Source organism: Dermabacter vaginalis (assembly GCF_001678905.1).
In the GTDB taxonomy this organism is placed as follows: Bacteria; Actinomycetota; Actinomycetes; order Actinomycetales; family Dermabacteraceae; genus Dermabacter; species Dermabacter vaginalis.
Map to the genome: position 1 here is coordinate 2,278,685 of NZ_CP012117.1, position 24,882 is coordinate 2,303,566.

At 63.5% G+C, this 24,882-nt stretch carries 19 protein-coding genes; 10 read left to right on the plus strand and 9 right to left on the minus strand.

Annotated features, from left to right (window positions below; all coding sequences use genetic code 11):
• The first annotated feature begins 164 nt into the window (after positions 1-164).
• The 4 genes from DAD186_RS10040 (at position 165) to DAD186_RS10055 (ending at position 3,900) form a co-directional block, all read left to right on the plus strand.
• Positions 165-1,112, plus strand: a complete 948-nt coding sequence (locus tag DAD186_RS10040) for an ABC transporter ATP-binding protein (protein ID WP_065248553.1) — start codon at positions 165-167, stop codon at positions 1,110-1,112.
• A 47-nt stretch (positions 1,113-1,159) separates the two neighbouring features.
• On the plus strand, positions 1,160-1,978 hold the full coding sequence (locus tag DAD186_RS10045) for an ABC transporter permease (protein ID WP_065248554.1): 819 nt from the start codon (positions 1,160-1,162) through the stop codon (positions 1,976-1,978).
• 87 nt (positions 1,979-2,065) lie between these two features.
• Complete coding sequence (locus DAD186_RS10050) at positions 2,066-3,286, plus strand: sensor histidine kinase (RefSeq protein WP_065248555.1); 1,221 nt, start codon at positions 2,066-2,068, stop codon at positions 3,284-3,286.
• On the plus strand, positions 3,283-3,900 hold the full coding sequence (locus tag DAD186_RS10055) for a response regulator transcription factor (RefSeq protein ID WP_065248556.1): 618 nt from the start codon (positions 3,283-3,285) through the stop codon (positions 3,898-3,900). Before DAD186_RS10050 ends, DAD186_RS10055 begins: the two co-directional genes overlap by 4 nt.
• A gap of 92 nt (positions 3,901-3,992) precedes the next feature.
• On the opposite strand, the gene DAD186_RS10060 is transcribed toward DAD186_RS10055, so the two are convergent.
• Together DAD186_RS10060 and DAD186_RS10065 are read right to left on the minus strand one after the other, a co-directional pair.
• Positions 3,993-4,853 carry an ABC transporter ATP-binding protein gene (locus DAD186_RS10060; protein WP_065248557.1) on the minus strand — a complete coding sequence of 287 codons (861 nt, stop codon included), beginning with the start codon at positions 4,851-4,853 and terminating at the stop codon, positions 3,993-3,995.
• The gene (locus DAD186_RS10065; RefSeq protein ID WP_236886253.1) at positions 4,846-5,772 is read right to left on the minus strand and encodes an ABC transporter permease; all 927 of its coding nucleotides are present in this window, start codon (positions 5,770-5,772) and stop codon (positions 4,846-4,848) included. The genes DAD186_RS10060 and DAD186_RS10065 overlap by 8 nt, the downstream gene beginning before the upstream one ends.
• A 99-nt stretch (positions 5,773-5,871) precedes the next feature.
• Between DAD186_RS10065 and DAD186_RS10070 the strand changes: the two genes are divergently transcribed.
• From DAD186_RS10070 to pseI, 4 genes are read left to right on the plus strand one after another with little or no spacing between them, the layout of a single operon-like run.
• Positions 5,872-6,636 (plus strand): glycosyltransferase family 2 protein, encoded by a 765-nt coding sequence (locus tag DAD186_RS10070; protein WP_472322000.1) that lies wholly within the window; start codon positions 5,872-5,874, stop codon positions 6,634-6,636.
• Positions 6,637-6,661: 25 nt separating this feature from the next.
• Complete coding sequence (locus DAD186_RS10075) at positions 6,662-10,099, plus strand: glycosyltransferase family 4 protein (RefSeq protein WP_065248559.1); 3,438 nt, start codon at positions 6,662-6,664, stop codon at positions 10,097-10,099.
• 5 nt (positions 10,100-10,104) lie between these two features.
• Positions 10,105-11,133, plus strand: coding sequence for a hypothetical protein (locus tag DAD186_RS10080; protein ID WP_065248560.1), 1,029 nt, complete (start codon positions 10,105-10,107; stop codon positions 11,131-11,133).
• 33 nt (positions 11,134-11,166) lie between these two features.
• The gene (pseI, locus tag DAD186_RS10085) at positions 11,167-12,237 is read left to right on the plus strand and encodes a pseudaminic acid synthase (protein WP_065248561.1); all 1,071 of its coding nucleotides are present in this window, start codon (positions 11,167-11,169) and stop codon (positions 12,235-12,237) included.
• On the opposite strand, the gene DAD186_RS10090 is transcribed toward pseI, so the two are convergent.
• Positions 12,218-13,669 (minus strand): bifunctional UDP-2,4-diacetamido-2,4,6-trideoxy-beta-L-altropyranose hydrolase/GNAT family N-acetyltransferase, encoded by a 1,452-nt coding sequence (locus DAD186_RS10090; protein ID WP_236886255.1) that lies wholly within the window; start codon positions 13,667-13,669, stop codon positions 12,218-12,220. The genes pseI and DAD186_RS10090 overlap by 20 nt on opposite strands.
• A 53-nt stretch (positions 13,670-13,722) precedes the next feature.
• Positions 13,723-14,460, minus strand: coding sequence for a cytidylyltransferase domain-containing protein (locus DAD186_RS10095; RefSeq protein ID WP_236886256.1), 738 nt, complete (start codon positions 14,458-14,460; stop codon positions 13,723-13,725).
• A 126-nt stretch (positions 14,461-14,586) separates the two neighbouring features.
• On the opposite strand from DAD186_RS10095, the gene pseB reads away from it, so the two are divergent.
• A complete protein-coding gene (gene pseB, locus DAD186_RS10100) occupies positions 14,587-15,576 on the plus strand; it encodes a UDP-N-acetylglucosamine 4,6-dehydratase (inverting) (RefSeq protein ID WP_065248564.1) in 990 nt (329 codons plus the stop codon).
• A gap of 1 nt (position 15,577) precedes the next feature.
• Complete coding sequence (gene pseC / locus DAD186_RS10105; RefSeq protein ID WP_082991195.1) at positions 15,578-16,708, plus strand: UDP-4-amino-4,6-dideoxy-N-acetyl-beta-L-altrosamine transaminase; 1,131 nt, start codon at positions 15,578-15,580, stop codon at positions 16,706-16,708.
• A gap of 54 nt (positions 16,709-16,762) precedes the next feature.
• Here the strand turns inward: pseC and DAD186_RS10110 are convergent, their stop codons facing one another.
• The 5 genes from DAD186_RS10110 to DAD186_RS10130 all read right to left on the minus strand — a co-directional run bounded on the left by DAD186_RS10110 (position 16,763) and on the right by DAD186_RS10130 (position 24,690).
• Positions 16,763-18,748, minus strand: coding sequence for a DUF6541 family protein (locus DAD186_RS10110; protein WP_157457142.1), 1,986 nt, complete (start codon positions 18,746-18,748; stop codon positions 16,763-16,765).
• Positions 18,749-19,120: 372 nt separating this feature from the next.
• Positions 19,121-21,550 (minus strand): PhoX family protein, encoded by a 2,430-nt coding sequence (locus DAD186_RS10115; protein ID WP_065248567.1) that lies wholly within the window; start codon positions 21,548-21,550, stop codon positions 19,121-19,123.
• Positions 21,551-21,719: 169 nt separating this feature from the next.
• Positions 21,720-22,391, minus strand: coding sequence for a NifU family protein (locus tag DAD186_RS10120; RefSeq protein ID WP_167550785.1), 672 nt, complete (start codon positions 22,389-22,391; stop codon positions 21,720-21,722).
• A complete protein-coding gene (feoB, locus tag DAD186_RS10125; RefSeq protein WP_065248569.1) occupies positions 22,388-24,334 on the minus strand; it encodes a ferrous iron transporter B in 1,947 nt (648 codons plus the stop codon). Before feoB ends, DAD186_RS10120 begins: the two co-directional genes overlap by 4 nt.
• Complete coding sequence (locus tag DAD186_RS10130; protein ID WP_236886257.1) at positions 24,331-24,690, minus strand: FeoA family protein; 360 nt, start codon at positions 24,688-24,690, stop codon at positions 24,331-24,333. Before DAD186_RS10130 ends, feoB begins: the two co-directional genes overlap by 4 nt.
• Between the last annotated feature and the right edge of the window lie 192 nt (positions 24,691-24,882).

The window sequence follows — 24,882 nt, forward strand, 5'->3', positions numbered from 1 at the left end:
CGTAAGCGTACCGATACCAGGAACGGGCGCGAATGCACGTGACGAAATATGAACACCGAGGCGAGACGTCAGTGACATGTGTCATTCACACTCGTGACAAAGCGCCGAGAAGCCCCTGACGTTTTCCACTATTACCCGAGTCTGGCGTGCCGAAGAGTAGAAGCATGACCACAACACACGACTCCATCACTGTCTCGAACCTGACCCGCACCTACGCGGGCGCAAAGAAAAAGAAAGCCTTCACCGCGGTGGACGGCATCTCCTTTCACGTACGCGAAGGCGAGGTTTACGGCCTGCTCGGCACAAACGGCGCCGGGAAAACCTCGACCCTCGAAATCCTCGAGGGTCTCGCCCCCGCAACGAGCGGGAGCTTATCGGTCCTCGGCATGCACCCCACGAAGGACCGCGCGAAGGTTCGCGCCCACACGGGAACCATGCTCCAATCCGGGGGCTTGCCCACCCAACTGACCGTCGCCGAAACGATCCGCATGTGGGCAGGAACGTGCTCGAATCCCATGGCCCCCGATCAAGCTCTCGCCGCCGTCGACCTCACGCACCGAGCGAAGGTCAAAGTCGGTTCGCTTTCCGGTGGCGAACAGCGCCGCCTTGACCTCGCATGCGCACTCGTGGGCCAGCCTTCGATCCTCTTCCTCGACGAGCCGACGACGGGCCTCGATCCCGAATCCCGCCGCGGCGTGTGGGCGCTCCTCGAAGACCTCAAGGCGCGCGGCGTCACGATGATCCTCACGACCCACTACCTCGAAGAAGCCGAGCGCCTCTGCGACCGGATCGGGATCATGCACCGCGGAAACATCGTTCTCGAGGGCAGTCTGCGCGACATCATCGCCACGGAGGCCTCGGTGATCAGCTTCAAAGTCGGAGAAAAGCCCGACGCCACCGGCGCCAGCGCCGAGCTCAGCCTTCCCGCCCTCGCCGGCACAAACGTGACGCGCACCGGCAACACCTACGAAGTGCGCACCGACGAGCTCCAAGACGATGCCCTCGCGGTTCTTCAATGGGCAAAAAGCGAAGGTCTCTCCCTCACCGATTTCTCCGCGACACCGGCCTCCCTCGAAACCGTGTTCATGCGCGTCGCGGGCGAACAGCGCTAACGCACGCGCCGACCCGCCTCCACAACACTTTGACGAAAGGACACACCGTGACCACAGCAGCCGCGAATGCCTCAAAGCCTCGCTCGAATCACCTCTCACGCACGATTGCCCTCGCGCGCTCCGAACTCGCCCAGTTCCTGCGCAACCCCACCCTGATCGTCATGGGAGTCGTGTTCCCCCTCGGTCTCACGGTGGGAATGTTCTTCCTTCTGAAACCGGCCTCCGGCACCGCGAGCGCAGCCGCTTCGAGCGCCATCGAGATCTGCATCCTCATGACCATGCTGCTCGTCGTGTATTACTCGGTTCTCTCGATGTCGACGACGCGCCGCGACGAAAAGGTCCTCAAACGCTTGCGCACGGGCGAAGCCACCGACGCCAACATCCTCCTTGGCATCACCGCCCCGAGTGCCGTGCTCGCGATCATCACGATGATCGTGGCCCCCGCCCTGCTCGTGGTATTCGGCGCACCAATGCCCGTGAACGTCGTGCCACTCGTTGTCGCAACAATCGGCGGAATCGCGGTGAGCGCAGCGTTCGGGTTCCTCACGAGTGGCTACACGAAGAATGCCGAGGCCGCCCAGATCACCTCGCTGCCCGTCATGATCCTCGCGATCGCCTCCCAAAGTTCGTTCCGCACCCTCATGCCCGAGCAGGTCAGCAGCATCGTTGACCGCACTCCCTTTGCGCTCATGGCCGATCTCGGCCAGCTCGCGTGGATCGGGAAGACAGCGAGCGATACCCACGAGCCACTCGATTCCGGTGCGGCCCTCGCGGCTGCAACTTCGCCGATGCTCATCCTCGCGCTGTGGGTGGTCGTGCTCGTCGCTCTCGTGCCGATGTACATGAAGTGGGAATCCAACCGGTAAACCACCGGCTACAACCCGTGGGACACTGGTGGGGCTTTTTAGGCCCCGCCAGCTTCTCCTTTTCCGCCAACGAACAGAGGACACCGCATGAGCACCGCCCCGCGCGACCAATTCGCAGAACCGGCGCGCGTGCGCAGCATGGAGAAATACGCGCTCTACACGAAGTGGTCCGTCACCCTTGCGGCACCCATCATGTGGCTCATCTTCGCTATCCCGAGTCTCACGGCAACAGTCTCGAAGCATGCAGGCCTCACGCCCCTCCTGTGGGCGGTCGCCTCGGCCGCGCTCACGCTTCTCGTGAGTATCACTCTTTTCCGCGAACCCGCACTCGAGCTGTTCCCTGAAAGGCCAGGACGCGCGCCCGGGGCGAAGGTCAGTTTCATTGTGGTGCTCGTGAGCTGGATCGTGTGCATCCTCGTGTCCGTCCTCGCGCCCGTTTCGATCGGGGCGTGGGCGAGCATCTACGCGATTTTGTGCACCGCGCTCTTTGCACTCGCCCACGCGCCGTGGATGCGACACAAGTGGATCGCCGTCACCATCGCCGCCCTTCTCACGTGCGCAACGCAGCTCAGGATTGACGCCAGCACCGCCCTCACGTCAATCTGCATTCCCCTCATCTTCCTCACCGCCACCCTCTCCGCCTTCTGGGGCCTCGACGTTTTGCGCGACGCTGACCGCGCCCGTCAGCTCGATGCCGAACTCCACGTCAGCGCGGAACGACTCCGCTTCGCCCAAGAGCTTCACGACACCATGGGCCAGAGGCTCGCGGCGATCAGCCTCAAAACACAGGTGGCGATCGCCCTCGTCGACCGTGGCGATAGGAACGCCATGAAGGAACTTCGCGAACTCCAGGAACTCGTGAAGGCCAGCACCGCCGATATGCGCGCCGTCGCCCACGGCTACCGGCGCATCAATCTCGCCACTGAAATCGCCGAAGCGCGTGCGCTCCTTGGCGCCTCGCGCATCAACGTCCGCGTCGACGGCGACTCCCTCGACGTTCCCAACAGCCGTCGAGAGGACGCTGCCTGGTTCGTCCGCGAAGCCACCACCAACATCCTCCGCCACTCCCACGCCACGAGTGCGCGCCTCACTCTTGCCGAGAACAGCGTGACCATGACGAACGACGGCGCGCACGAAAGCCCCGGCCCACTCTCGGGCCTCGAGTCACTCCGCCGCCGAGTAGCCACAGCGGGCGGAAGCATCACCGTCGAGCATGACGCCCCGCACTTCACCGTGCGGCTATGCTTCGACGAGGGACCGGCGAGCGTCGGACCCGCCCCCACCCACACACCCGAGGAGAGCGCATGATCCGCATCGCCATCGCCGACGATGAAACCCTCGTTGCCTCGTCCCTCGCGACCCTGCTCGGGCTCGAAGAGGATTTCGAGATCGCCACCGTGTGCGGCTCGGGCGAGGAGATACTCGAGTGGTGGGCGCGAGACTCCGGCGGGGCCGACGTTCTCGTGTGCGACCTGCAGCTTGGCGGGATCGACGGCATCGAAACTGCGCATCGCGTGCGCGAGAAACACCCCGGTGTGCAGGTGCTCATCGTGACGAGCCACGCACGGCCCGCAGCCCTCAAGCGAGCGCTCGAACGCGGTATCGCGGGATTCCTCCCGAAAACGTCGGACGCTAAAGAGTTCGCCGCGGCCATCCGCACCGTCCACGCCGGGCGGCGCTACCTCGACCCCGAAACAGCGGCCCTCGCGATCAACCAGGGAGACAGCCCCCTCACGGTCCGCGAGCGGGAACTACTGGAACTAGCGGGGCGGGGCCTCTCCATCGACGACATCGCCTCCGAAGCGCACCTCGCGGCCGGAACCTGCCGAAACTACCTCTCGAACGCGATGGCAAAAGTTGGTGCGGCCAACCGCTTCGAAGCCTTCACCGTGGCGCGCGAAAGGGGCTGGCTCTCGTCATGACCGCACGGAGCGTGCAGATCGAGAACGGCACGGTCACGAGGCCGGCAGGCCCCTGGACCTCCACGGTTCAAGCTGAAGACACGAAAAGGCGACTACTTGAGGTTCGCCCCTGACGACGCATTCGTGCGGCGATCCACGAATTCCTGGTAGGCGTCGGCAACTTCATCCACGTCGCCGTCGGCTACGAGCACGCCTTTCTCGATCCAGAGCGCGCGCGTGCACATGGCGCGCACGGAGGCGAGCGAATGGGACACGAAGAAGACCGTGCCGGCCGACTCGCGGATCTCCTCGATACGCGCCATGCTCTTCTTGCGGAAGGAGGCGTCGCCCGTCGCGAGAGCTTCGTCAATCATGAGAATCTCGGGACTGCGGATCGTGGAGATCGCGAACCGTAGGCGCGAGGCCATGCCCGAGGAGTACGAGGTCATCGGCAAGTAGAGGAAGTCACCAAGCTCGGCAAAATCAGCCACGTGCTCCACGCTCTCACGCACCTCTTTGGAGGAGAGGCCCAGGGCGAGGCCGCCAATCATGATGTTGCGCTCGCCGGTGAGGCGCGGCAGCATCGCTGCATTGACGCCAAGTAGTTCCGGCTCAGCCGAGGTGTAGACACGCCCCTCAGTAGGCGGCAGCAGCCCAGCGATCGCCCGCAGGAGAGTCGATTTACCCGAACCATTCGTGCCGAGAATCGCCACGGATTCACCGTGATGAGCCACGAACGATACGCCTTTCACCGCGGGCACATGGGTGATGGGGCCAGTGCTGGGGCGCCCCAGGCTAATCGCCTTATCCCACAGGCTCTTGCGCTGCTTTGCCGTACCGCCCCGGCGCCCACCGAACACGCGATAGGTGATGTAGAGGTCATCAGCGATCACCGACGGCGGCCCGAGAGGCTTACGCTTGACCTTTTTCGGAAGAACGCTCGGGTCAATTTCGAAGTCAATATCTTCAGTCACGTCCGTAGGTCTCCTCGACTCGCCAGAAGAACACAAAGCCGATCGCGAAAGTGCCCACCGCCCACACAATGGCTTCGAGCCACAACATCGGCGTCATGGGGATGAGGGCCTCGTTGCCGAAAACAGCGCGGAACAAGTCCAGGTACACCGTGAGCGGCTGATGAAGGAGAATCGGCTTGATCCACATGCCATCGGGCACCATAGCGCTCAGGAGGAACATGCCGCCTGAAGCGTAGCGCCCCAGCGTCAGGAAGAACGGCAGCGCATTCGCGATATCGGGGGCCCTCGCACCGAGCCGGGCGAAAACCATGGTCACGCCAGCTGAGAACGTCGCCAACAGCACCGCAGCAAAGGGCAGCAGCAGCCACGACCACGTGGGCCACACCGCACCCATGCCAGGCAAAAGCCCGGTGACCATGGTCATGATCATCATCGCCACGAGGATCGGCACGAACAGCACCAATTCGGTCATGACGCTCGCCAAGGGGACGATCGCCCGCGGGAAACGGTGGGACCGAATCAACTGCATATTCGTGGGAATCGAGTTGATTCCGGACATCACCGACGTTTGAAAAAGGGTATAGCTAAAGGTGCCGATGGTGATGAAAGCCGCGCGGTTATCGATTCCGGGAGCGCTGCCATGAAACAGGAAGCCGAAGATCACGACGTAGATTGAGGCGTCCAAGATCGGACGCAAAATTGCCCACGCCTGCCCCAGATAGGAACCCTGGTTACGGGAGTAGGCGCGTGAAGCGGAAAGATGCCAAATGAAGGAGCGACGCTGCCACACCTGGGCGATGTAGCGCCCAAGTGGCGGCCGCACGCCCATCTCCCTCAGGCCCGATTTACTCGCGAGTTCCGCTGCTTCCGCAGAACTCAATCGCGGAGATAACTCCACTTGGGGCTTGGTCTCAGCCAAAATTATGCTCCTATGGGCCTGACGTTGCGGCTCACAGTTGCAAGGCTGTGTTCGCTATGATCGGTCGGTGTGAACCACCGTGATCCATCGTCGCCGCTCGTGAGTGTCATCATGCCGGTTTTTAACGGCACTGCGACTTTACACCAGTCGATGACAAGCATCCTAAGACAGTCAATCCGGGATCTTGAGCTCGTGGTCGTTGACGATGGCTCGAGCGACGACTCCGCAGCGATCGCCGAGCGCCTTGCACAAGAGGACGGTCGAGTACGCCTCGTACGTCGAGCGGAAAGTGGTGGCCCGGCGGCAGCTCGCAACTCCGGGATCGCGACTGCAAAGGGGCGCTACCTGGCGTTTTGCGATGCGGACGACATGTGGCTGCCGCACAAACTTGAGTGCCAGATTGCGTGCGCGGAACGCACCGGAGCCCCGCTGATCTACAGCTCCTACCACCGCATCGCACCGGATTACCACGCAAGCGCTGCGGACTTCGAGCCGGAAGGCCGCGTGGTCAGCGTACCGGCGAAACTCACACACAACGGCCTTCTCGCCGGCAACCGCATCGGCAACTTGACGGCCATGGTCGATCTCAAGGCCACTGGTCACGTCACAATGCCCAACTACCAGGGCGCCGAAGATTGGGCTCTATGGCTCGCGATCACGCGCGAACACGGGGCAGCGCACGGCGTGCAGGAACCTCTCGCGCTCTACCGTGCTGAGCAAGATGGTTCACACTCCGCTGATCGCCTCCGGGCCATCCGAGCGGTATGGCGCGTTCTTCGCGAGCAAGAGGGTGTGCCACGATTGAAGGCCGCGTGGTACCTGGGGAGAAGTTCCGTGGCTGCACTGAAGAAGTCCACGATTTAGAAGACCGCAGGGTAGGTAGCGAGACATGATTCTGATTTGCACGAACGAGTTGGCTGGTCCAACCGGGTACCACAAGTCGGTGGTGCAACTGGCGAATGGCCTGCATGAGTCGGGCTACCCCGTAGCAGTGATGGCCTTCCTCGGCGGCGGCAATGTGTGGGAGCGCATGTTGCCGTCCTGGCCGCTCGATGAGGCAATTCCTGCCTACACGGTGCGCTCCCTACCCGCCGAGGGAGGCGCGCTACTGCATCGCGGTGTCTACCCGGAGTATTCGGGCAACCTCGGCGCGCTTCGATTCTCCTTCACCGCGAACCAGGTGGCGGTTCTGCGCCAGCTCAACGACGTGCTTGATGAAGACGACACAATCGTGTTCACGAACCCCGCCCAGGTTCTCGCCTTCCAATACGCGATTGGGGATGCGAAGCGTCGCCCACACACGATTCTCCAGATTCACGGCGACTACGCTCACCACAGGGAGCTGTGGGAACCCCTGAAGTCGGTACGCGGCAGCATTGATCGCCTGCAGACCGTGGCTGACGGCTTGCGCGCGCAATTTATCGATCTTTTTGGCGAATCTAACGTGGTGTTCATCCCGAACTTCCCGGGCGAGGGAAAAACGACCGTCCCGCGCGTCTCACACGAGGGCGTGAACATCGTTCTCCCGGCATCCCTTCAGCACCGCAAAAACCAATTGGACGCGGTGCGCGCGCTCGCGAAAATCGACGACGACTCGGTGCGGCTCAACCTGTGGGGCTCGGCGCACCCGCTCAACCCCTACGTGAGTGCGGTGCGCGACGAAATCGCGCGGCTCGGCCTGAACGATCGCGTGAATATTTGCGGATACGGTTCCGAACAGGACGTCTACTCCGAAGCGGACATCGTGCTCATGACCTCGCTGTCCGAGGGATTCCCCTACCCCTTGTTGGAATCGATGAGTCATTCACTACCCGTGGTCGCTTACGACTTTGACTTCGGCGCCCGTGAGGCCATCGAAGATGGCCGCAGTGGCTTCCTGATTCCCATGCTCGACGTCGACCTCCTCGCTCAGCGACTCGGCGAATTGAGCGCAGATGCATCCATGCGCGAGCGTTTCGGCGCCGCGGGTCGTGAGCGCTACGATCAGCACTTCTCACAAGAGGCAGTGGGCAAGCGCTACCAGGAATTCCTTGGACCGCACGGCAGGTCGATCGACCTCACCGCCGCCTTCGCCACGAATGGCGAGGAGCCTATCTCCACTGAGCAGATTAGCCACAGAGTGAAGTGGCGCGGGCTCTCGCGTTACCACCAGATCAGGGTCTCGGGCGATGCCCCTTTGCACGACGTGCAGATCGATAACTCCGAACGCACGAGCACCCCCACGGTGAAGCACCGCGCCAGCAAGCGTGGCAGGGGCGCGCAAGCAGCCCGCGAAACCCTGATTCAATTCCCTGCCTTCGGTAAGGACGTGATTTCCTACGCCGCGGCGCCGGGTTCCCAAGAGCGCCACTACCTCGGCCACACGACCACCCGCCATGAGCTCAAGGTCTTCGGTCACCTACGTCGCGATGCCGACTACACCCCTGTGGACACTCTTCACGCCGCCCAGGGCGGTGCCCAGCACGTGTCATGGTCCACGACGCCGAAAGCCTTCTTGTCCTTCCTCGATAAGGTTGCCGAAGCAGTCTCATGGAAAGTTCGTCAGGTCGGCACGGAACTCCACAAGCACCTGCAAGCCTCGCGCACCAAAGAGCAGCCGGCACAGGCCACAAGCTTCGCTACCCCGGCGGTTCGCACCACCGCGACGCCCAATGCACCGAAATCGAGTGTTCCTGCACAGAGCCCTGAGCCCGAAGCGCAGGCACACACTACGCAATCCGACGGCGGTCTCGGCCAGGGCCTTCGCGAGTTCGGGAAGGCGCTTGGGCTTTCCAACAAGCTCGTGACGAGCGTGTCCAGCGTCGCCAAGTCCTATGCGGGATCGGGCATCGCGCTGCTTCGCAACGCTGTCGCTGTCAAAGAACCCGTCGCGCCGCATCGCGAAATTGGCACCCACCCGTGGTTCCCGGTCACGGGCGGCACCGATAACTTCGGCACCCCGGTCAACACAGCCGGCGCCGTTGAAGTCAAGGCCGGTACGCTCACCCACGCACCTTCGGTGCTCATCCGCGGCGAATACGACTCGGTGCGGCTGCGCGATGGACTCTCCACCCGCACCTTCTCGTCTCCATTCACCTACGGAGAGTTCTTCGACCGCCTGTGCGAGGCCGAGCGCGAATACGGTCTTTTCGACATCACGACACGCGACGGCGACTACGTGTGGGAACTGGGACGCTCGGCCCTCGTGATCCAGCTCGCGGAAGCTCTCGGCCTGTGGGGTGCCGCAGATGCGATCGGCACCCCGGTGAAATCCGCGTACGACGGTCCCAAGCGCCTCACCACAGCGCCGCATGCGAAAACCGTGGTATTCGACTATGTGCGCCGCGGGCAGAGCGGATACCGCACCGCTCCGTTCATCAACGACGACACCCTGTTCGTCGTGCAGGCCGATGCCAACGGGTACCCCGGCGTCGAAGACTCCCCTCTCATCTACCCCTTCGCTGAGTTCGACCAATGGCGCCGCCACTGGCGCCAGCGCTGGTCACACTTGCGTGTGCCGGAGGTTGACGCGCGTCCCTTCGAGGAGGCCCTTAGCTCAGCGCTCGGCATGAACGTCGACCTCGGCGATCACTTGCGCAATCGCCTCGCGAAGTTCCAACTCGAACGCGATTTCTTCACGCCGGTATTCGAGCTCGTGAAGCCCGACGAGGTCATGATCGCCTCCAGCCACTGGCGCGCGGGCATCGTGAACGCGGCGCAGCGCTCTGGCGCACTCGTGGGCGATATTCAATACGCGCTCACGAGCCGTTACGCGCCAAGCTTCTGGTTCGGCGGCACCCCGCATTACGGCGCAAGCCGATTCCACGCCTGGTCGAAGATGTGGGCCGAGCGGACCAACGTCTACGACGAATGCGTGATCGTCCCGCGCGAACAAAGCGACTTTGAGGCCGCCAAGGAAGCCGTCGGCAGCGCCGAACCACGCTGGGACGTGTGCGTGATCTCCCAACCGCGTGTGCTCCGACGGCTCCTCTCCTTTGTAAAACAAATCGCCGACGAACGCCCCGAGCTTTCGATCGTCGTTGCCCCCCACCCGGCACAGCGCGCCATCATCGGCAAGGAGATCGCCGCCGCAGGACTCGAAGGCCGCGTCGACATCGCCTCAGAAAACACCCTGATCACCGTGAGTAAGTCCCAGATGAGCGTGGGAACGTTCTCCACCTCGCTGTGGGAATCGGCGGCGCTCGGCAAACCCACCTTCGTGATCGAAGTTCCCGGTTACGAAGAGACGCTCCAGGACGTGGAATCGGGCCTGTTCCGCCTCGCCCAGTCCCCCGCCGATCTGGTGCCCTTCACGGTTCCCGAATCGCGCCACCAGATCTTCGCGTAACGTCCATGGACATCCAAAATCACTACTACGGGCACAGCGCCGCTCTCGCGCGCTATGTCGGCGAGCCAACGGTGAGGCACATCAACGGTTTGGTGCAGCACGGTTGGACCGTGGCCTCGCCCACGCTCGTACATTTTTCCGACTTCGCGACACTCCCCCGCACGGCCCGCCGCCTCGTGTGGAGCCATCATTCCCGCGCGTGGGATCCGGGAAGCGACGAGTTCCCCACCACAGCGATCGGCTCGCCGTGGCTGTACCTGAGCGCCCTCACGCAGGGCGTTCCGGTCAAGCCGCTCGGAAAATCGGTCGCGTTCCCCGTGCACTCCACGCACCTCGTGAAAATCGAAGACGCAAACGCCGGTTTTGCGGAGGAGCTAGCCCGCCGAGAAGGCCCCGCCGTGGTGTGCGTGCACCCTGAAGACTTGGCCGATCCCGCAACCGTGGGCTTGTGGCGTGAGCACGGCCATGACGTGGTAAGCGCTGGCGATAGGCGCGACCCGAACTTTCTCGGCCGCATTCTCTACCTCGCTCGCGCGGCGAACCGCGTGGTGTCGAACCAGCTTTCCACGGCCGTGGTCTACGCCGCGGCCGAGGGTACTCCAACCGAGATATACGGCCCTCCCGTGGCTGTTGGCTCACTCGGCACGAGCGTTTCCACCCGCACGCAAGAGGTGTGGCCCGAGTTCTTCGATGCCTCTGCGGCCAGGCAGCGCGAAAGCATCGCGCTCGCAGAATTGGGCATCGACAACATGCGTGAGGCCGCCGAGCTTCGCGAATTGCTCGGGTGGGAAAAACGGCGGGTAAGGCCCTGGTTCGACTATTGGGGCGGAGCGCCACTTCGAAAGGCGGGTGCGGTACTCGGGATCGTCAAGCGGCCCGACGGCGCCCAAGACGCGGGGTCCCACAACTCTCCCTTGGCGTTCCTCAGGCACCCCCTCAGTCATTTGCCCAGCCCCCTGCCAAAGCTACCGGAGACCGATCGCTTACCCGCGCCGGTCACCGCCAACCCCATCGTGCCGGATCACGAGTCTTAGAACTCCTCGATCTGCAACTGTATGATCGGGGCTATGTCGCGACAGCAGACCGCACCCAAAACACTCACACTCAACAACCACACGATTGGTCACGGACACCGCCCCTTCGTGGCTGCGGAAATGTCCGGGAACCACAACGGCGATCTCGGCCGAGCCCTCGCGATCGTGGATGCGATTGCCGAAAGCGGCGCCCCCGCGGTCAAACTTCAGACCTACACGGCGGACACGATCACGATCGACGCCGATGGCCCCGCCTTCCAAATCAGCGCCGACCACGACCTGTGGGGCGGGCGCAATCTCTACAGCCTGTACCAAGAAGCGCACACCCCCTGGGAATGGCACGAGCCGATCTTCGAGCGCGCCCGCGAGCACGGCCTAGTGCCGTTCTCGAGTCCGTTCGATGCCACCGCCGTGGATCTTCTCGAAGACCTCGACGTTGAGCTCTACAAGATCGCCTCCCTTGAAATTGGTGATATTCCGCTCCTGCGCACCGTGGCGCGCACGGGTAAGCCGATCATTCTTTCCTCGGGTGCCGCGAACGCCGCCGACATCGATCTTGCTGTCGAGACGATTCGCGCCGAGGGCAACGACAACATCGCCGTTCTTGGCTGCACGTCCTCCTACCCGGCAACCGCGGACGCCTCGAACCTGCGCACCATCGAAGTTCTGCGCGACACCTGGAACGTCGTGTGCGGTCTTTCCGACCACACCAAGGGCATCGGCGTGAGCGTCGCTGCCGTCGCCTTCGGTGCCTCAATCTTGGAAAAGCACGTCACCCTGCGTCGCGCCGACGGCGGCGTCGACTCCGACTTCTCCCTCGAACCCGAGGAGCTCAAGGCGCTTGTCGACGAGTCCTACGCAGCGTGGCTCGCGATCGGTGACGTGCACATTGGCCCCGTGGCGAGCGAGGCGGAGAGCCAGCGCCTTCGCCGCTCCCTGTACGTGGTTGAGGACGTCCGTGCCGGCGATGTCGTCACCGAAAAGAACGTGCGTTCCATTCGCCCCGCAGGCGGCCTCGAGCCTCGCTACTACGACACGGTGATGGGTCGTACCTTCAGGGCAGACGCCGCAAAAGGGACCGCCCTCAGCTGGGATCTGATTTAAGGAAAGCTCCGAACTCAGGCTCGTTTCGATCGGGCCACGGCACATAGCCGGCCCGATCGAACAGGCCTGCGGAAGCTGCGTTATCAGCGCGGATAAACGCCACTATCGACGTATCCGGGTGGCGTCGGAAGAAAAGTTGCTCCGCTTCCGAAAGAGCCTTTCGGGCGAACCCGCGCCCCCGAGACTCCGGCGCCATGTTGATGGAGATTTCCCACGCGGCATCTTCCGCATCGAACCGCACCATTCCCACAGGGCGCCCCTCGAATTCAACGATCAGCAGTTCACGATCATCTCGCTGAAGCGTGCGTTCAAGCCAGGGGGCGTGAGAGTCGAGGCCGATGGCCTCAGTTGAGCGTGAAACCGCCCTGGTCGCTGGGTCATTGCGCCAGCGAAGCAGATGTAGGCAGTCATCCTTCGTGGCATCGCGCACGGTGACCGCCGCACCTGCCCCGTGAGCAACGTCAGAACCTCGAGCTGCTGCGTACCGCTCGTCGAAGGCGTCGCTCCAAGCCTGCACAATGCGGTCAGCTCCCCGACCATCCACCTTCGCCGTGGCTTGGCGAGTGCTCACCTCTCCCGCATCGAGCGCGGCAATGAATTCCGCCAAACGCGCGGCGGCCTGATCGAGGTTGGTGCGAATCTCTTCAAGAGTGCCCAAACCACTCGCGATTTCCGCCTCGATCGCAGCGGCATAACCCGCTTTTTGGTTATCGACGACCGCAACGAGCAAGGTTGGCACACCGATGCACGCGAGCTCCCACGCGCTCGTGCCGGCGGCGCTGATCACCACATCCATCGTGGCGGCGATGTCCAAGAATGCGGGAGTCGGCTCCAAGAGCTCAAGGCTCGAACCTGCTATTTCAGTGACGGCCCGCCAATGGCGTTTGGGAGCGATCACCGTAAGTTCGAGCTGCTGTGGGAGGGAAGCACACAGGCCCGCCATCGTGGCGGCGGCAGCCGTTGCGTCGGTTCCACCCATGACGATCAAGACTCGCGGAACGTCTGACGCAGTGAAGTGCTTCTGGCGGCTTTCCCTGGCCGCTAACACCTGCCTGCGCATCGGCGCATAAGTAATCCCTCGCAGCTGGCGGCCGCCCACCACCCGTTCCCGATCGGTAAGCTCGGCGCCGATCGTCGAATCGATCATCACATCGGCGTCGCGCTGGCCGTAACTGCCATCCTCCATTGACGACAACAACGCGCCACACGCGTGCACCTGCCCGCGGGCATCGTTGCCCACCGCATAGTCGTCCACGTGAACAATGGAAGCTCCCTGCTCTGCCGCCAATTCGCCAAGATCACTCGTGACCGGCACAACCGGGATCTGCGCCTGCGCTACCAATTGACGCGCGAGCGGCGACTGAATCGAACCTGCCAAGCACACCGAATAGCCCGCGCGAACAGCGGCGTCGGCGACCGAAAGGGCTCTCACTAAATGCCCGCTGCCACCCTCATCGGTAGCGTCACAACGCAAAAGGACGTGCATCAGCCATCCGCCAGTTTCTTCTGTCGAATCTTGGCGTTGATCTGGACGATATCCGGGCGCGAACGCAAGAGGCTGACCACGTCTTGCCAGGCCGGAGGCTGATCCCCCAACTCCGCGACAACCGCATCGAGTAGCTGGCCGTCCTCGGCAGTGTCCAAAGTGACCCGCAAATCGTTCGCCGCTGGTTGGACCACGAGCCCCATCGTGCGGAACGCACTCTTGCTGTCATACAGGTACGAGGTCACGTGGATCCGATGGAAGCTCTCGGCTTCCTCATCGGCGATGTGCAGCGCATTGCGCGAGGCAAGCTCGACATCGAGCCCGCGCGGCAACGTGCGGATCAACGTCGTGGCCACGTAATCCAGCGTGGGATCGACTTTCCACATGCTGACGATCGCGGAAATCAGCGCGGGATCGCACAGTGGGCAATCCGCGGTCAAGCGCACCACGGCATCGGCGTCGGTAGCCTCAAGTGCAAGCATGAAACGCGACAGCACGTCGTCTTCACTGCCACGCACGACCTTCGCGCCGAGCCGCTTCCCGAGAGTCTCGACCTCATCATCCTTGTCAGAAGTCGAGGTGGCGATCACCACATCGTCGATCCCCTGTGCCGCGCGAGCAGCCCGGACCATCCACTCCAATACTGGTCGGCCGGCGAGGGGGCGCAGCACCTTTCGCGGCAAACGTGACGACCCCGTGCGGGCTTGAATGACGGCTACGATTCGCTTGGTACTCACCGTGTAATCATGGCACGCTCAAATACCGGCGTGCCATAATGGCACGCGCGACAAGGAGAGTCGCGGAAACCTCAGCCGTGCACGGCGAACTCGCGCATGGACATCGATCAACGAAAGAGAACCTCAATGTCGATCCTCAGCGGTTCATCCATCCTCATCACCGGTGGAACCGGCTCCTTCGGTAAAGCATTCCTCAAAGAGGTGCTCGAGAATCACGACCCTCGACGCGTGGTGATTTTCTCCCGCGATGAACTCAAGCAGTACGAGGTTCGTAACCAGTTCAACAACGACCCGCGCCTGCGCTGGTTCATCGGCGACATTCGCGACGAAAAGCGCCTTCGCCGCGCTCTGCACGGCGTGGACTATGTGGTGCACGCCGCCGCGCTCAAGCAGGTCGATACGGCCGAATACAACCCCTTCGAGTTCGTGAAGACCAACATTCTGGGAAGCCAGAACGTGATCGAAGCGTCGATCGACGCGGGCGTGAAGAAGGTCGTGGCGCTCTCCACGGACAAGGCCTCGAGCCCCATCAACCTCTACGGCGCCACCAAGCTCACGGCCGACAAGCTCTTCATTTGCGGCAACCACTACGCAGCCGCCTACCCCACCCGCTTCTCCGTTGTTCGCTACGGCAACGTCATGGGATCGCGAGGCTCGGTGATTCCGTTCTTCCGCAAGCTCGGCGAAGAGGGCAAGCCCCTTCCGATCACGGATCTGCGCTGCACGCGCTTCTTCATCACCCTGCCCCAGGCCGTGAAGATGGTGACCGAGTCCTTCGAGTTCATGCAGGGCGGCGAACTCCTCGTTCCCCGCATCCCGTCGATGAAGGTCGTCGATCTCGCCCATGCCGTTGTTCCGGGCGCGGAACTCGTGGACGTTGGCCTGCGGCCAGGCGAAAAGCTCCACGAGGAAATGATCAGCCCCGAGGAGGGCCGCCGCGCCGTGAAGATTGCCGGCGGTAAGTACTACATCATCCAGCCAGATCTCGCGACCTGGGGTTACGAGACCCCGGCCGATGCCGAACCGGTGGAAGCCGGCTTCGCGTTCCGTTCCGACTCCAACGATGAGTGGTACACCCGCGAGGAGATCGCTGACATCATTGCGGAAGGGCTCTGAGATGCTTCCCTACGGTCGCCAATCAATCAACGATGACGATGTCGCAGCGGTCACCCGCGCCCTCGGAAGCGATTGGCTCACGACAGGCCCCGAGGTCGACCGCTTCGAAGAATCGATCGCGGAGCGCACCCACGCCGCACACGCCATTAGCGTGACGTCCGGAACCGCCGCGCTGCACCTTGCCTACGCTGCTGCTGGCGTTGGCGCCGGAGACGAAGTGGTCACGACCCCGCTGACCTTCGTGGCCACCGCCGCCACTGCCGCAGTTTTTGGCGCAAAGATCGTTTTCGCTGATGTCGACCCGAAAACGGGCAACCTCGATCCGGCCGCCGCGGAAGCTGCCGTCACGCCGAACACCAAGGTGATCGCCGGCGTCGATTACGCCGGCGTTCCCGTTGAGGCCGATGCCCTCCGGGCCCTTGCCGAAAAGAACGATGCGCTCTTCTTGGAAGACGCCGCCCACTCGATCGGCTCCCGCCGCAACGGCAAGCCCGTGGGCTCGCTCGCACACATGACCAGTTTCTCGTTCTTCCCCACCAAGAACCTCACCACCGCAGAAGGTGGCGCCCTGGTGACCGACAACGAAGAACTCGCCACCCGCGCTCGACGCTTCAAGAACCACGGTCTTGTGCGCGACAAGGAGCTTCAGCGCTACCCCGATGAGGGGCCGTGGCATCAGGAAGTTCATTCCTTCGGCATCAACTACCGCCTTCCGGATGTGCTCTGTGCGCTGGGCAATTCGCAGCTTCAGCGTCTGGATGATTTCGTGGCTCGTCGAGCCGAAATCAAGCGGACCTACGACGAGGCGCTCTCAGACCTCGACGGTGTTGACATCCCGTTCGCACCCGAGGGAGCCGAGCCCGCCTGGCACCTGTATCCGCTTCGCGTTCCCGCCGAACAACGCAGGGCGATCTTCGAGTCGCTGCGCGAACAGGGCATCGGCGTGCAGGTGAACTACATTCCGGCCTACTGGCATCCCGTGTTCGAGGATCTCGGCTACAAGCGTGGCATGTGCCCGGTTGCCGAAGACTTCTACCGCAGGGAGATTTCCCTGCCGATGTTCCCCGGCCTCACCGACGCTGATGTGGAGCGTGTGATCGAGGCTGTGCGAAAGGCCGTCGCGACCGCCTAACGCCAGGCCGCCGCTGCTCCACGCGAGCAGCGGCACCTACCCCGGTTCTTCAGATCAACCGCAATCGATCTCCACGAGCCGGGAATGCTCGGTTTCGAAGACCGTTGGACCCGGAGCGGGAAGTACGACGGTGCCGAGAGGATTGAACGACGGGTCGTACTGGTAGAGATCCCGTTCCTGGTAGACGTACCCGATGCCCGCTTCCTCGAGGAGGGCACATGCGTCGGGGTCGGCGTACGCGCGCGGCACCGCATCGATCACGGCGCGGTCCTTTTTCGAAAGCGCCATCCCTGCCACAGGGAAATACACCTTGGCGCCCTCTAACGCATACATGTGGGCGGCACCCGAGTAGGGACTCGCGAGAATAGAACGGTCGGCGTTCATCCCGGGCAAGGCCGCGGCAAAGTCTTCGCGCTCCCCCACCTGCAAGAACCTCCCGCGGCCCGGGTAGTCGGGTTGGAGGTTCTTTGCCGCGTCGGCATGGCGGAAGGGAATCGAACTGAGCGCTGCCACGACGGCAAGCACGAGCGCCGTCCCTTGCACGAGCGTGAAACGCCCGCGGGGTCGCGCGCCCAGTGCCTTGCGCAGCCACGCAGCAATCACCTCGATTCCAGGAATCATGAGGGCGATCGAGAGCATCGCGAGTGCGATTGAAATTCGATCTTGGCCGCGGAAGTAGAGGGCCGAAAGATTCAGCGGCGAATCAACGGCAGCATCGAAGTACAGGACCGCCACGGCGACCCAGCAGGCGGCGAGCCAACGTTCGCCGCGTACAAGGCTCACAACAAGCCCCGGCAGCCACAGGAGCGCCATGACGACCCCGAGCGGCATGGGCCACACCGTAAGGAGACCGAGGAACACCTCGCCGAATGCCGTGCTCATCGGCACCTGCAAACCACCGGAAAAGCCAGTCGCACGCGCGCCGATCGGCGTGAAGGCCACCGCGAAGACGGGGGCAAGCGCAAGCACCGGAATCGCCCACAGCACCCTCCGTTGCTTTGGCGCGCGCAGAATCCGTACGGCGCTCAGCACACCGAGAAGCAGAAGCAGTGTGACCGCGGTGTTCGGGTGCAAAAGTGCGAGGCCCACGAGTGCGAGGAAGGCGACGCCACCCATGCACACGAGCGGCTTCACCCACGCCGCAGCTTTACGCCAACCGGAAGGAGCGTGCGAAGAGCTCGAGGCTCGCGCACTCAGAATTCCACGTGGGGCTTGTGGCTGGACAGCATCTTCGAGGGTGAGCCACAGGGCGTAGGCAGCAGCGAGCAGCCCCGGGAGGATCGCGAAACCAATGAGGTTGGGGATCGGCGAAAGGTGGATCCACAGGTCCACGGGGCTCGCTGGAACGAGCGCTGCGCCGATGGCTGCCGTCGGACCCGCCCACCGCACGCGCGGAAAAACCACCGCCGCAAGGAGGGCATTGCCAACGACCCACGGCACAACCGCGAGCGCGAGCACCGAGCCGTTCAGAACGATAGGGATATTGGCGATCGGGACGAGCGAGGCAAGATCGTGGAAGCCAGCCGGATACGAGGCCGCCGAAAGGTCGGTGCGCGTAAGCGCATTCATGCTGAGGCTCGAGCCGTCGCCACGATCGCGAATGAACGCGAGGGCATTGAGGTGATAGAGCGCGTCGTAACGTTCAAGAATCGCCCCTGGGGTGCGCGCGACGACAAAAAGTGGCACAAGGCAGACCGCGAGCGCAGCAAGCAGCGCGGCAGCCCACGCCACAGCCTGCCGTTTCGACGGGAGCGCGAGAAGGGAGGCGCGCAGTCGCGTGGGCGGTAGCGTGATCCCAAGGGCGCGCGCCGCACCGCACGCCGCGATCAGGGCCGCGCAGGCCAAACCATACGGCACGAGGCTCCATCGCAGCCCCACGAAGCTCGCGCCGATCGCTGCAAGGCCCGCAATCGCCATACTGATGGCGGGGGCGAACGCCGTGGCGAGGAGGGAGGAGCCACACAGGATCCTCATGCAGATGTAGCCGGGCAGGTACGCGAGCACCAGGGTGAAGGCGATGACGACAATAAGCAACAGCATTTCAATCAAAAGGGGCGCAGCTCCAGTTCTCGTTGTCGAGGCTTTTCCAACGCCCCGATATCATGCGTGTCCCGCACGTAAGACTACGCAAGGTACACCCTTCGGCGGTCCAAACATCGTGCAGCATCAGATCCCCGGTGCACACTCACGATAGAGCATTGCAGCGTCTTGCTTCCTGTCACATGCTCACCACTGGGATCGCGTTTCAGATCCATGCGGTATCGTCCCGCACTCTCGGGAAGGGTTGAAATACTGCCCTGCCAAACACTGCAGCACCGCGGGGTCCTACGAGCGGATCGGCATAGCAAGAGGGGCCCCGCGCCGCAGCGCGAGACCCCTCCCGTTCAAGCCCTAGGGCTCAGCGGTTCATGCTCAGGCGTCGGCCTGGCCGTCACCTTCAGCCTCGGTTGCAGGCCCCGCGTCCTTGGCGGACTTCGCCGCCATCATGCCGCCGGCTGCGAGCAAAGCTGCGGCGCCTGCGGCAACCGGAGCGGCCTCGAAACCGGTGCGCGGAAGCGGGCCACGGTTGTTTTCTGCATCCTTCTTAACCTTCTTGACCGGCTTCTTCTTCTCCGGCTTCTTGGGAGCGGGCGCCACCGGAACGGCCGCGTCGCTCGGATCCTTGCCGGGCGCAGGCTGTGCCGACGGCTCCTCAGGCTTCGGTTCTTCCGGCTTCGGCTCGGGCTTGGGCTTGGGCTCCTCAGGCTTCGGCTCCGGCTTCGGCTCCGGCTTCGGCTCCGGCTTCGGCTTCGGCTTCTCAGCCTCATCCCAAATCGGCAGAACCTGCACGACCGTCGGGCGCGGGCCGGTCTTGTTGTACTCCGGGAAGAAGGAGTGCTGCTCGCTGAACTTGCCGTCTTCACCCGGGTGCTGAACCGACACGAATGCCGAGTAGTCCTCGTCGCGAACGATCGGGCCACACGTCTCTGCCTCGCGAGGCACAGAGAGGAACTGCTCGACGTTGCCGCGCATGTCTCCCTCGAGGGTCACACGGAACAGACCGTCGTTGTAGCCGATCCCACTCGGGGCGCCGTCGGTCGAAATCCAGAGGTTGCCCACCGAGTCGAACGCGAGGTTGTCCGGGCAAGAGATCGGCGAGACCGACTTCGGGTCAACATTGCCGTAGAAGGTCTGGTCGCCACCGTTGGGGTCGCCCGCCACGAGGAGAAGGTTCCACGCGAACTCGGTGCTCGTCTGGTCGCCGAGCTCGTCGAGCTCGAGCACCTGACCGTCGCGGTTCTTCGCGCGCGGGTTCGCTTCATCAACCTGGTTGCTCTCGCGCTTCGAGTTGTTCGTGAGGGCCGCGTACACCTTGCGCGAGTGGTGCGAGGGCTCGACGTCCTCGGGGCGGTCCATCTTGGTGGGCCCCACCTTGTCGGCAGCGGTGCGGGTGTTGACCGCGATCTCTTCGACAGTCATGCCCTCAACCTGCGACTTGCCGTCGAGGATCAGCGGGAGCCACTCGCCGGTGCCATCGAACTGTCCGTCGGCAGGAGTCTTGCCGCTGCCGTCAATTTCTGCAGCTGGCGAGTTCCCCGTGAAGCGCGCGACGTAAAGGTCACCCTCGGTGAGGAGTTTCATGTTGTGGGCACGATCGCCCTCGACGTACTTCTTCTTCGACACGAACTTGTACATGTATTCGAAGCGCTCGTCGTCACCGGAGTACACGACCGCGTGACCGTTCTCGGCGATGATGACGTTCGCACCCTCGTGCTTGAAGCGGCCGAGTGCCGAGTGCTTCTTCGGGGTCGAGGTGGGGTCCCACGGGTCGATCTCGATGACGTAACCGAAGCGGTTGACCTCGTTCTCGTAGCCGTCTTCAGTCGCGTTGAAGCGAGGGTCATTCCCTTCGAAGCCATACACCGACTCTTTCGAGTCGATGCCGAGGCGGGCGTTCGACTGAATGTTCTCATTGGCACGGAAGTAGCCGTGGAAGTTTTCTTCGCCCGAAAGGAGCGTGCCCCACGGGGTAAGGCCACCCGAGCAGTTCGCGAAGGTGCCGAGGATCGTGCGGCCCTCGGGGTCCTCCTTCGTTATCACGAATTCGGAGCCCGCGGCGGGGCCGGTGAGTTCATACTCCGTGTCGGGGAGGAAGCGGCGGTTGAGTTTTCCACCCTTGACGTAGGTGTAGGGCGACTTGCGGTCCTTGCGCTCGAGCTCCACGACGGTGAGGCCCTGAGCCGCCATGGTAATGGCGACCTGGTCGTGTTTCGGCATGTCCTCCGGGAACATGATGTTCGCGTTCGTGTACTCGTGGTTCACGAACATGACGGCGCGCAGGCCATCCGAGCCGGGGATCTCCTGGATCTCCGTGTAGTCGTTGTTGTACCCGAACTGCTTTATCTGCGCCTCAACCGACTGATTGTTCCAGTCAAACTCGGGCGAGTCGTCAAAGAGGGGGTCGCCCCACTTGATGACGGGTGCCCAGCGGTAGCCCTCGGGCACGTTGAACTCGTCGACATCCTTGTTGACGGGGGCGATCGGGGTGAAGCGGAGCTTCGAGCCGTTCGGCGCTTCGGGCGCCGAGCCGATCGTGGGGTTCGGGGCGCTCGGGTCGGCAGCGAAGGCGGCCTGACCCATGCCCTGCGTACCGCCGGCGGCGATCACGAGGGCGCTTGCGGCAGCACCGCCGAGGAGCGAGCGGCGGCTGATCGCAGCGGAGACGATGTCACCGATGTAGGAGTTGTTGCTCGTATTGCATGCGGGCTTCGCGCACTGGTTGTCGCACTTGAGTGCACAGGTCACTGCGGAACGCTTGCCGCGAACGTGATCCTTCATGAGGAGCGGGAGGTGGAGCACCATTGGAGGCATCCCTTCAATGTGGTTGGTGATCTGACGCAGTTACAGTGCTCTACGCGAGGGACCAACATCCGCAGTAAAAGTGACGCCCACGTGAATTTTTTTTCAAAGAACAGTCAAGACGTGCGCGTGCCGCCCGCAACGAGGGCGGATGAGGCGCCTGCCTACACCCTCACGAAGAAAACACAGGCGGGCGGCGAAAAAGCCCCTGGAAGAGCCGCGGCGCCGTGCGCGGGGTCGCATCACGCACCTCAGCAAGCGCGGGGATGCGCTTCGCGAGCGCCTTCTCAATGCGCAGGTGGAGCGTCACTTCGGACAGTTCGCAGCCCTTGCACGCCCCTGCGAACTCGACGCTCACCACCGGCCCGGCTTCGCCCCACTCGACGTCAACGATGTGCACGTTTCCGCCGTGCGAGGCGATGTAGGGCGCGAGGTCACCGTCAATCACATCTGTCGCGGCAAGGCGCACGGCCTCGACGCGCCTGTCCACCCCGATTTGCGCCTCGAACTCCGCGAGGTGGGGCGCCGCCTCGTCAAGCATGAGCGCAAGTCCCTCGCGAACAGCCTCGGCCTCGTTGTGCCAGGAATATCCCGCGCGCAGCCACACCCAGAGCCCGTGAGGCTCCGCCACGATTCGCTCGAGCTGCGGCAGCGCCTCGGCAATCGGCTCCCAGCCAAGCGGCAACGACGCCCCCTGCACGCTCCACCTAAGCGCTCGCTCCGCCCCGGTCACGCTCGCCGGAACAGGGGCGGCATGGCCAAGACCTGGCACGGATCGCTCGAGTTCGGTGGGCAAGGCGTCGGGTCCGACGCTTGCCGGGGAACCGTCGGACCCGTGGCTCACGCGAGCGCCCCCACCGCGAGCTTCGCGATAAACGCTCCCACCCACGCGAGCGCAAACATGTAGAAGAAGGCGAGGGCAGGCCATGTCCACGAACCGGATTCGCGACGCAGCGCCGCGATGGTACTAGTGCACTGCAGCGCGAACACGAAGAACACGAGGAGCGCGGCTATCGTGCCTGGCGTGAAGAGGAGCTGGCCTTCGTGCGGTCCGGGGCCCCACGTGAGAGAGGAGAGAGTATCGCCGGGGTTTTCTGGATCGGACGCACTCGCGATCTGCCCGAGCGTCGAGACGAACACTTCGCGCGCGCCGAGCGAGGCAACGACACCGACGCTCACGCGCCAATCGAAACCGAGGGGCTCGAACACGGGCTGGACGGCCTTGCCGAGGCCCGCGCCGTAGGAATGCTCAAGCTGGTAGGTCGCGACGGCCGCCGAATCGGACTGGTCGATGCCCGCGGCCGCGAGCTCCGCATCGCCCACGGCAGGGAGGTTGAGCAGCGCCCACAGCACGAGTGTGAGCAGGAGGATGATGCGTCCCACCTTCGTGAGAAAGCCCTTCACGGGAATCCACGTGTTCGTCACGAGCTCGCGCACCGTTGGGATGCGGTAGGTGGGCATCTCCATGTAGAAGGGGAGGTTTGCCCGACCGCGCCCGAAAATCTTCGAGAACACCCACGCCGAGCCCATCGCGGAGCATGCCCCAAGCACGTACAACCCAAAGAGCGCCGCGCCCTGCGCACCGATCACTCCGCCGAGGCGGGCATCGGCCGGGATCAGCATCGCAATCAACATCGTGTACACGGGAAGGCGTGCCGAGCACGTCATGAGCGGGATCGTAAGCATCGTCGCGAGCCGATCCTTCGCCGAGGGAAGCGAACGCGTGGCCATGATGCCAGGAATCGCACACGCGAGGCTCGAGAGCATCGCGACGAACGCCCGGCCCTCGAGGCCCGCGCCCGCCATGACCCGATCCATGAGGAACGCCGCCCGCGACATGTAGCCGGACGCCTCGAGGATGGCAAGCGCGAAGAACAGCAGGAAAATCTGGGGAACGAACGTGAGAACGCCGCCCACGCCACCGATCAAGCCATCGGCCACGAGACCGGCGAGCCAGTCAAGAGCGATATTTTCGCGCGCGACATCTCCGAGGAGCGCAAAGCCCTCTTCGATCCAGCCCTGAATGGGCGCAGCGACCGTAAAAATAAGTTGGAACAGCGCAAACATCGCTGCAAAGAACACGAGGCTGCCCCACACGGGATGCAGCAGCACCGCATCGAGCTTGCGGGTGCGGGCGTGGGTGCCGGGCGCGCGATAGTGGGCGGCCTCGAGCACCGACTCGATCCACGCGGCGGAGCCCTTCGGGTTGGTGGGCGCGGGTACGGCGGGGCTCGGCCAGTCCTCTTCCGACGCCAGCTGGGCTTTCAGCGCGTCAAGCTCTCGGTGGTTTCCGGCCGTCACGACGAGAACGCGGTGGCCAAGCGCCTTCGACAGTGCCGCGACGTCCACGCTGCCGCCGCGCTCAAGGAATTCATCGGCGTGGGTGAGCGTCACGAGGATCGGCAGACCCGTGCGCTGAAGCTGCGCGATGAGCCCGAGCGAACGACGCATACTCGTGGCATCGAGCACGGCGATGAGCGCATCCGCGCGGCTTTCATCGCTGAGAGATTCGAGAACAACCTGCTCATCGGGGCTAATGGGGTCAAGAGAGTAGGTGCCCGGGAGATCCTCCACCTGGGCATCGATTCTCGCGCCGGAGACGTCCCGCACTTCAACGCTACCCACGAACCTGCTGACCGTGACGCCCGGGTAGTTCGCGACCTTCGCCCGCATGCCCGTGAGGGCGTTGAACACCGTGGATTTACCGGCGTTCGGGTTGCCCACGAGCGCAAAACGGCGCGCACCGGTATCGCGCGGCGCTTCCGGCGCCGCATCGTGGCAGGTCATGCTGCCTTCTTCTCGACCGAGTTGTTGGGGTGCTCATCCCCAACGTGCACGAGGATGCGTGCCGCGTCACGCTTGCGCAGCACGATTTCACAGTCGGCAACGCGGAACACGAGGGGGTCACGCATGGGTGCCTTGCGCACGAGTTCCACCTCAAGGCCGGGGTGGAAGCCCAGGTCAAAGAGACGCCGACATAGCACCGAGTTCGCCTCGCGATAGGCGGCGATCACCGCGGTGACCCCCTTCGGCAGCTCATTGAGTGCAATGGTCGAAGCGAACGGGCAATCGAGAGTGCACACGAGCGCGCGGGAGGTGAGCTCCTCGGCGAGCGCGTCCATCTCGGTGTAGGCAACTGACATATTTGCAAGGTTAGCATTGCCTAATCTAACTAGGAAGGGATGTGCGGCACGCCACCGCCCCCTCTGCCCACACACCTGTCGCGTTCACCGATCTGAATACTCAGTGAACGAGCTGCAAAATTTGCCTCTCTGTCTTGCCGAAAAATCCCCACGATTGGTCTTCTTAAAGTGGTTTTAGAAAACCGCTCACTT